The following is an 8,857-nucleotide window of genomic DNA, read 5'->3' as shown; positions in this document are numbered from 1 at the left end:
AGGGGGTCAAGACGAAGCTGCAGGAGTACCTTCCCGGACACGACCGCTGAGATCGTCCCCGGCGTGATCCTGGAGCGAATGTGCCGCCAGGGCCACGCCGGACAGCGCGGCGATGGCCAGCTCGACGAACTCGTCGCGGGTGAGTTCGGAGTCACGCAGCCACGCGATGGTCGTGTCCTCGACGAAGGCCACCCACCCACGGACCGCGAGTCGCACGGCGGGGGCCGGTTCGATCCCGATGGCGGGCAGGTGCGCGACGGTCCGCTCGACCATCGCGGTGCGGGTGTCCTCGAACACCGCGCGCATGTCGGGATCGCCACTGGTGGCGCCGCGCAGGATCGACACGTACATGTCGCGGCGCCGGGTGACGTAGTCGACGTACGCGACGAGCGTGCCCCGCAGCATCTCGACGGGTTCGAGGTCCTCGTCCGGCGCGGTGTACTCGACGAGGTCCCGGCCGACGCACCGCACGAGTTCGACGTGAAAGTCGTGCTTCGAGGCGAAGTAGTGGAACAGCAGGCCCTTCGAGACCCCGGCCCGGTCGGCGACCTCCTCCACGGAGATCTGCTCGAGCGGCCGCTCGGCGAGCAGCTCGAGCCCATGTCCGATCAGCTGGGCCCGGCGTTGCGCCGGACCGAGGCGTGTCCGGCGGGGTTCGGGACTGTCTTCTGCCACGCCCACCATGCAAACACTGTTATTGAATTATGGTCAACAAGTGTTGACCAGGTCACTGGAACGCTCTAGCCTCAAGTACATGAGTCTTCCGGTTACAGATACCGTCGCCGACGCGAAGATCCGTCAGGTCGACACACTGATCATCGGCAGCGGGTTCGCCGGGCTCGGTGCGGCCATCCGACTGTCGCAGGCAGGCAAGGACTTCCTCGTACTCGAACGCGCGTCCGAGGTGGGCGGCACCTGGCGCGACAACACCTACCCCGGCGCCGCGTGCGACGTGCCGTCGAATCTGTACTCCTACTCCTTCGCCCTCAACCCGGGCTGGACGCGCTCGTTCTCGCCGCAACCGGAGATCCAGGAGTACATCCGCTCCGTCGCCGATCGATACGACGTCCGGCGCCGCACCGTCTTCGGATGCGACGTGCAGTCGGCCCGCTGGAACACCGCGACGCACCGCTGGGACGTGTCCACCACACGTGGGCGGTACAGCGCCAAGGTCATGATCTCCGCGGTGGGCGCGCTGTGCGAGCCGTCGCTGCCCGACATCGAGGGCATCTCCGGCTTCGAAGGCGAGATCTTCCATTCGGCGCGGTGGAACCACGACGCCGATCTCACCGGCAAGCGGGTCGCTGTCATCGGCACCGGAGCCTCCGCCATCCAGATCGTGCCTGCGATCGCGGGCACCGTCGGACACCTCGACGTCTACCAGCGCACGGCACCGTGGATCCTTCCCCGCTTCGACCGCGAGTACACCGCGCCCGAGCGATTCGCCTTCCGGTACATCCCCGGCTTCCAGCGCCTCTCACGCGCCCTGCAGTACACCGCCCGTGAGACCCAGGTCGTGGGCCTGGCGAAGGCACAGGCCTTCATGAAGCCGCTCGAACTCGCCGCGCGCCTCCAGGTCCGCCGGCAGATCCGCGACAAGGAACTGCGACGGAAGGTCACGCCGAACTACGGCATCGGCTGCAAGCGCATGCTGATCTCGAACAACTACTATCCCGCGCTCGACCGGCCGAACGTCGACCTCGTCACCGACGGCATCGCCCGCGTCACCCCGCGCGGCATCGTCACGAAAGACGGCACCGAACGCGAGGTCGATGCGATCGTCGTCGCGACCGGCTTCCACGTCACCGACTCCCCGACCTTCGCCGGTATCTTCGGCAAGGACGGCCGTTCACTGGCCGAGGTCTTCGACGAGACCGGCATGCAGGGTTACAAGGGCAGCTCGGTCGCCGGCTTCCCCAACCTGTTCTTCCTCGTCGGCCCGAACACCGGACTCGGCCACACCTCGATGGTGTACATGATCGAATCGCAGCTCGGCTACGTCGTCGACGCGATCCGCACGATCGACCGCAATCGCATCGGCACGGTCGAGGTCCGCGAGGACGTGCAGGACGAGTACAACCGCGAGCTGCAGCGCGCGATGCGTTCGAGCGTGTGGAACAACGGCGGGTGTGCGAGCTGGTATCTCGACAAGCACGGCAACAACACCACGCTGTGGCCGGGATTCACCTTCGAATTCCGTCGTATCACAAGACGATTCGACCTCGACGCGTACCGCAGCGTGGCCGCGTCGGATCTCCCCGTCGCCACCGACCGTCCCACGCAGGAGCGCACGTCCCGAGAGGCAGCAGTTCGATGAGTGATGTCGCAGGCCGGGTCGTGGTCGTCACGGGAGCGGGTTCCGGGATCGGGCGGGCCCTCGTCCTCGCCCTCGCCGCCGAGGGCGCCCGACTCGCGATCTCGGACGTCGACACCGCCGGACTCGAAGAGACCGCCCGTCGCGCAGGGGATCTCGGCGCCGAGGTGAAGGCCGACCATCTCGACGTCACCCAGCGGGAGAAGGTCCTCGAGTACGCCGAGCAGGTCGCCGCCCACTTCGGTGCGGTCCACCAGGTGTACAACAACGCGGGCATCGCCTATCACGGCGACCTCGAGCGCACCGAGTTCAAGGACATCGAGCGCGTGATGGACGTCGACTTCTGGGGAGTCGTCAACGGCACCAAGGCTTTCCTGCCGTACCTCATCGCGTCCGGTGACGGCCACCTGATCAACGTCTCGAGCCTGTTCGGGCTGCTGAGCATCCCGGGCCAGGCGGCATACAACTCGGCGAAGTTCGCGGTGCGCGGCTTCACCGAGGCGGTGCGGCAGGAGATGCTCGTCGCGCGGCATCCCGTGCAGGTCACGTGCGTGCATCCCGGCGGCATCAAGACCGCGATCGCACGCAACGCCGCCGTCCCCGACGGCGACGATCAGGCGACCTTCGCGGAGTTCTTCGACCGCAAGCTCGCGCGCACGACCCCCGAGGACGCGGCGAAGACCATCCTCGCCGGTGTGCGGAAGAACAAGGCCCGCGTACTCGTCGGCGCCGACGCGAAGCTGCTCGACGCCTTCGTCCGCGTGGCCGGACCGGCCTATCAGCGTGTCGTCGCCACGGTGACCTCCCGGGTCCTGCCGAAGGGATAGGCTGCGGCATGCCTCCGACACCCCAGTTGTCACCGCGGGTGGCGCGTACCGCGCTGCGGCCTCTCTTCCGTGCCCTGCTGTCACCGCGCTGGTCGTTCGCCACGCAACGCCGGCTGCTCGACCTCGCCGCGCCGTTGCAGTTCCTCCCGAAGGACACCGTGGTGCGCCCGATCCGTCTGGCGGGACGCCCCGCCGAGCGGATCACCGTGGGCGCCACCGAGCGAACCACCGCGATCCTGTACCTGCACGGTGGCGCGTACACCGGTGGGTCGCTCGCCACGCACCGCTCACTCGCGGCGCATCTCGCCGCGGCGGCGGAGTCGGCCGTGTACGTCCTCGACTACCGGCTCGCTCCCGAGCATCCCTATCCGGCGGCGCCGAACGACGCCGAAGCGGCCTATCTCGAACTCGTCGGCGAGCACGGCTTCGAGGTGTCGGGCACTGCGATCGCCGGCGACTCCGCCGGCGGTGGCCTCGCGGCGGCCACCGCGCGCCGGCTCATCGACCGGCACGCGACCACCCCGCCCGCGCTCGGGTTGCTGTCGCCGTGGACCGATCCGGCCGCCCGCGACCTGCCCGCCGTGAACGACGTCGTCCTCAACAAGGGTTGGGTGTACTCCTCGGCCGAGGCGTATCTGGCCGGGGGCGATCCCACCGATCCCGGTTACGCGCCCATGCACGCCGATCCCACGGGGCTGCCGCCGACGCTCATCCAGGTGGGCACCGCGGAGATGTTCTACCCGCAGGTCCGGCGGTACGCCGAGAAACTCCGGACGGCGGGTGTCGACGTCACGTTCGTCGCGCAGCCCGAATTGTGGCACGTCGCGCCGTTGCAGGCGTCGCTCGTTCCCGAGGCCGCCGCGGCGATCAGTGACTTCGGTGTGTTCCTCCGGCAGCGGATGGGCACCCGCACGGGCTGAGCACCGGGGGTCCGCGATCAGCTGTGTTCGGCGAGCCATTCCTCGGCGATGGACCGGGGATCCTCGCCGGCGTCGAGTCGCGCGCGCAGTTCGGTGAGATCGCTCGTCGTCAGCTCTCCGGCGATGGTCCGCAACGCGTCGAGCTGCGCCTCGTCGAGGGCGCCCTTGCGGAAGACCGGGACGACGTTCTGGGCGGGCAGTACCGGTGCCGGGGCGTCGCCTGCCTTCGTGTCGTCCTGCGGGGCGCGGTCGGGTGCGTCGGGCACGGTGCTCACAGGCGAATCCGCATCGATCTCCGCGAGAGCGGGTGACGTCGTGGTGGTTCCGACGACGGTGCCGGGTTCGGATGCGACGGCGACCGACTGCGCATCCTCGATCCGCCGTACCTCGCGCGGACGGCAGCCGGCGCGTTCGAGCGCGTCGAGTCCACCCGCGGAGTCGAAGTCCTCGGTCAGCGCGAACGTCAGTTCGGGGCACCGGTCGACGAGGTCGGCCACCCGGCTCACCGACCACTGCGCGAGCCGTTCGCGGTCGGCGAGCAGAACCGCGCGGTCCTGCGCCGACGCGTAATCGGAGATGGTCAGCTCGTCGGGCAGTGCCCGCGCGAGCGCCTCGAAGACGTCCTCTGCGTCGGTGGAGTCGGAACCCGGGTCGTAGGACGCGAGCAGGCGTCCCGTGTAACCGGGGATCAGTGTGAGCTCGGCGGCGTCGAGTGCTGCGGGCGGATCGGCGACGCCGGAGCGCACCTGTACGTCGATCCCGCTGCCGCGCAGCGCTCCCGCGTACAGCTGCGCGAGCAGCTCCTCGTCGGGTCGCTCCCCCGCGCCGACGATCACCGTCGCCGACGGCGCCGCCCCGTCGAGGACGGGTGACGCGCATCCCTGGAGCACGGCCGCCGCCGCGCATGCGGTGAGCACTGTCGCCACGACCGGCCGGGTCGGTCTCGATTCGTTCGCCACGGCGGTCATTGTCGCCCACCGGGCTCCTGTCACCCGCGCCTGCCCACCACCCGGCCTCCCGGACTCCGAACCGACGGGACGCCGAACGCCCCGGTCCGGAACCCTTGTGCGGTTCGGATCGGGGCGTTCGGTGCGATCTCGCCGGGAACGAATCCCTAGTCGGCGACACCTTCGGCCTTCGCCGCGGCCGCGACGGCCTCGGCGACGGCGGGTGCCACACGCGGATCGAGCGGGCTCGGGACGATCTTGTCCGCGGCCAGTTCGTCACCGACGACCGAGAGGATGGCCTCGGCGGCGGCGAGTTTCATGCCCTCGGTGATGCGGCGGGCACCGGCGTCGAGCGCCCCCTTGAACACACCGGGGAAAGCCAGCACGTTGTTGATCTGGTTCGGGAAGTCGCTGCGACCCGTCGCCACGATCGCGGCGTGCTTGTGGGCGATGTCGGGGTGGATCTCCGGATCCGGGTTCGACATCGCGAAGATGATGGAGTCGTCGGCCATCGTCGCGACGATCTCCTCGGGCACGGTGCCCGACGACACGCCGAGGTAGACGTCGGCGCCGTCGAGCGCCTCGGTGATGCCGCCCTTGCGGCCCTCGGGATTGGTGCGGGCGGCCAGGTCGGTCTTGATCTCGCCGAGATCGGTGCGGTCGGCGGAGATGATGCCCTTCGAATCGAGCACCACCACGTCACGCGCACCGGCGGCGAGCAGGATGTTGGTGCACGCCACGCCGGCAGCGCCGGCGCCGGAGATCACGATGCGCAGGTCGGCGATGTCGCGTCCCTGCACCTTCAGCGCGCCCTTGAGTGCGGCCAGGGCGACGATCGCGGTGCCGTGCTGGTCGTCGTGCATGACGGGGCAGTCGAGCGCCTCGATGACGCGCTTCTCGATCTCGAAGCAGCGCGGGGCGGAGATGTCCTCGAGGTTGACGGCACCGAAGGACGGACGCAGCCGGACGAGGGTCTCGACGATCTCGTCGGGATCGGTGGTGTCGAGCACCAGCGGAATGGAGTTCAGGCCGGCGAACTTCTTGAACAGCGCCGACTTGCCCTCCATCACGGGCAGCGAGGCGCGGGCGCCGATGTTGCCGAGACCGAGGACCGCGGTGCCGTCGGACACGACGACGACCAGGCGGTTCGTCCAGGTGTACCGGTCGACCAGGGTCTCGTCGGCAGCGATGGCGCGGCAGACCCGGGCGACACCGGGGGTGTACGCGATGGACAGATCGCGCTGGTTCTCGAGTGGCGCGGTCAACTCGACCGAGAGCTTGCCGTCGACGTGACCCGAGAAGATCTCCTCGTCCGTCAACTCGAGCTTCTGAGGGGTAGGTGCATCAGACACAATTGACACGATGACACTCCTGCGTGTGCCGAGTCGACCTCTGGACTCGGTGGCTGCGAAAACACCGCAGTCCCATGCATTTCACATCGATCCATGCATCGAGTCTGCAGCGCTTCGCCAAGGACATTGGTTGAAGCTTCCGGGCGCGATCACGACTGCCGCTGTACAAGGTTGTACGGCTTCCGGAACGTGATGGAGCCGGGGCGGGTGGCCCTGGCATCGAGCCCTGGGTGATCGAGCCCCGGGTGGGTCTGCCATCCTTCGTCCGAGTCCGGGGTATTCCGGCTTTCGGATTGCCGTAAGTTTGCCACCTTCGCAGACGAACAATCAAATCGGCATCGATTGCGAAGGTCTCACGGTTTTGTCGTCTCACCTGTGAGTTTACGTGCCGGGACCACGTCCCCGACGGCACATCGACACGAATTTCCGCAGTTACACGACGGCTACCGGCGGGTAGCGGTGATGGCACTCGGAGCCGTCATCCCCACCACTGGGTGAGCAACAGAATCGATGCAGTGAAGATCACCACAGCACTCGACAGGAGAGCCGCGCCACCGGACCGGCGATCCGCCGTCACCTGCGCGATCACGGCCACGAGCGAAGCAACGACGTGCGCGGCGACCGCGGTGGTCCCCGGACCGGGAAAACCGCGGTCGCCGGCCAGGTACTGGGCCCCGCACACCACGGCGGTCAGGACCAGCACCGCACCACACACCACACCCGAGATCGCGCGCGCGGCGCGCACCGGCAGGCTCGACCGGCGCGGCGGTGCGGCGTCGTAGGGGTCGGGGTGGTACCCGTCGTCCACGTAATACGGCTCGTCGTACTCACTGGCGTAGTAGTTTTCGTCGTTCCACGACCCGTGCCCCTCGTCCGGGTATCGCGCACCCCGCCGCCTCATCCCGCGATCACCTCCACGCCGGTCGCGCGGTCGAGCAGCGCCTCGTAGGCCGCCGGAGCGGTGGTGAAACTGCCGAGCCTCACGTCCTTGTTGTCGCCGTGATAGTCGGACGATCCCGTGACGACCACCCCGAGCGACCGTGCGAGATCGTGCATCGTCCGCACGTCCTGCTCACTGTGGTCGGGATGATCGGCCTCGACACCGCCGAGTCCGAGTTCGGCGAGTTCCTCGATGTGATCGAGCGCGAGGAGCCGCCCGCGAGAACGCGCCCGGGCGTGCGCCACCACCGGCACACCGCCCGCGGCCGTCACCATCTTCACCGCGTCGGCGAGCGGGGTGTCGGCCTTCGGTACGTAGTAGCGACCGCGTGGGGACAACAGCTCGGTGAAGGCATCGGCGACCGTGGGCACCACACCGGCGGCGACGAGCGCCCGCGCCAGATGTGGCCGGCCCGCGGCCGGACCGGCCTCGGCGAGCACCGCGTCGACGTCGATCGGCAGACCGTCGGCAGCCATCCGCACACCCATGGCCCGGATCCGCGACACCCGTTCGCCCCGGAGCCGCTCGAGTTCGGCCACGAACACCGGGTCGTGCGGGTCGAACAGATAGGCCAGCAGGTGCACGGCGACCGGGGCGCCGTCCTCTCCGCGACCCGTGCAGGACATCTCCATCCCCCGGACGAGACGCAACCCCGCCGGCAGGGCCGTCGCGGCCTCGTCCCACCCCGCGGTCGTGTCGTGATCGGTCAGGGCCACCACGTCCAGACCCGCCCGGGCCGCGGCGCGGACCAGGTCGGCAGGAGTGTCGGTACCGTCCGATGCGGTCGAATGGGTGTGGAGATCGATACGCACGCCCCCAGTCTGTCAGGTCGGCGGGCTAGCATGACGACGCGACCGGCCGCGCCGCAGCGGCATGCCGTGAGGAAGGACAACATGCCGCACCAGCCTTCTCGTGCCCCTCGTCGCGGCCCCACTCCCCCGGCACTCACCGAACGAGCGGTGATCGACTGCGCGGTCTATGTCGACGGGCACCGGCTGCCCGGCCGCTACACCCACACCGAGGCGGTCGCAGAGGTGCACCGGCGCGGCACCGGATTCGTGTGGCTCGGGCTGCATCATCCCGACGAACGGCAGATGGCGAGCGTCGCACACACCTTCGGACTCCACGAACTGATGGTCGAGGATGCCGTCCACGCCCATCAGAGGCCGAAACTCGAGCGTTACGACAACGTGCTGTTCCTGGTGCTGCGAACCGTCAGCTACATCGAGCACGAGTCGGTGGCGACCACCAAGGACATCGTCGAGACCGGCGAGATCATGTTGTTCACGGGCCCCGACTTCATCGTCAGCGTGCGGCACGGCGACCACTCGGAACTGTCGCAGGTGCGCAAGCGCCTCGAGCGGGATCCCGACCGTCTGGCCCGCGGTCCGGCGGCCGTGCTCCACGCGATCGCCGACCACGTGGTCGACTCCTATCTCGCCGTCACGACGGCCGTACAGCCCGACGTCGACGACATCGAAGAACTCGTGTTCACCCCCGACACGCGGATCGCGGTCGACCAGATCTACATGCTCAAGCGCGAGATCGTGCAGTTTA

At 68.7% G+C, this 8,857-nt stretch carries 9 protein-coding genes; 4 read left to right on the top strand and 5 right to left on the bottom strand.

All coding sequences use genetic code 11. From position 1 onward, the window contains the following. Nucleotides 1–6: 6 nt before the first annotated feature. Nucleotides 7–684 (bottom strand): TetR/AcrR family transcriptional regulator, encoded by a 678-nt coding sequence (locus tag R1101_RS0111050; protein ID WP_016933495.1) that lies wholly within the window; start codon nt 682–684, stop codon nt 7–9. A 70-nt stretch (nt 685–754) separates the two neighbouring features. Between R1101_RS0111050 and R1101_RS0111045 the strand changes: the two genes are divergently transcribed. Genes R1101_RS0111045 through R1101_RS0111035 form a run of 3 tightly spaced genes read left to right on the top strand, consistent with a single transcriptional unit; the run spans nt 755 to nt 4,061 of the window. Further along, nucleotides 755–2,317 (top strand): flavin-containing monooxygenase, encoded by a 1,563-nt coding sequence (locus tag R1101_RS0111045; protein ID WP_016933494.1) that lies wholly within the window; start codon nt 755–757, stop codon nt 2,315–2,317. After that, a complete protein-coding gene (locus R1101_RS0111040) occupies nt 2,314–3,141 on the top strand; it encodes an SDR family NAD(P)-dependent oxidoreductase (protein WP_026003144.1) in 828 nt (275 codons plus the stop codon). The genes R1101_RS0111045 and R1101_RS0111040 overlap by 4 nt, the downstream gene beginning before the upstream one ends. 8 nt (nt 3,142–3,149) lie before the next feature. Continuing rightward, nucleotides 3,150–4,061: an alpha/beta hydrolase fold domain-containing protein gene (locus tag R1101_RS0111035; RefSeq protein WP_051017515.1), complete on the top strand. Its 912-nt coding sequence runs from the start codon at nt 3,150–3,152 to the stop codon at nt 4,059–4,061. 17 nt (nt 4,062–4,078) lie between these two features. Here the strand turns inward: R1101_RS0111035 and R1101_RS0111030 are convergent, their stop codons facing one another. The 4 genes from R1101_RS0111030 to R1101_RS0111015 form a co-directional block, all read right to left on the bottom strand. After that, entirely contained in the window at nt 4,079–5,029 is a 951-nt protein-coding gene (locus R1101_RS0111030) for a glycine betaine ABC transporter substrate-binding protein (protein WP_016933491.1), read from the bottom strand. A 146-nt stretch (nt 5,030–5,175) separates the two neighbouring features. Further along, nucleotides 5,176–6,369 (bottom strand): NAD(P)-dependent malic enzyme, encoded by a 1,194-nt coding sequence (locus tag R1101_RS0111025; protein WP_026003143.1) that lies wholly within the window; start codon nt 6,367–6,369, stop codon nt 5,176–5,178. Between the two features lie 469 nt (nt 6,370–6,838). Then, nucleotides 6,839–7,261 carry a hypothetical protein gene (locus R1101_RS0111020; protein ID WP_016933489.1) on the bottom strand — a complete coding sequence of 141 codons (423 nt, stop codon included), beginning with the start codon at nt 7,259–7,261 and terminating at the stop codon, nt 6,839–6,841. After that, the gene (locus tag R1101_RS0111015; protein WP_016933488.1) at nt 7,258–8,112 is read right to left on the bottom strand and encodes a PHP domain-containing protein; all 855 of its coding nucleotides are present in this window, start codon (nt 8,110–8,112) and stop codon (nt 7,258–7,260) included. The genes R1101_RS0111020 and R1101_RS0111015 overlap by 4 nt, the downstream gene beginning before the upstream one ends. 81 nt (nt 8,113–8,193) lie before the next feature. Here R1101_RS0111015 and R1101_RS26410 point away from each other — a divergent pair. Further along, nucleotides 8,194–8,857: CorA family divalent cation transporter (locus R1101_RS26410; RefSeq protein WP_332306999.1), on the top strand; the 664-nt coding region annotated here is incomplete at its 3' end.

The organism is Rhodococcus sp. R1101 (assembly GCF_000278445.1).
Lineage (GTDB): Bacteria > Actinomycetota > Actinomycetes > Mycobacteriales > Mycobacteriaceae > Rhodococcus > Rhodococcus gordoniae.
Note: the sequence above shows the minus strand (reverse complement) of the source record. Positions and strands in the feature narration are given on the sequence as shown.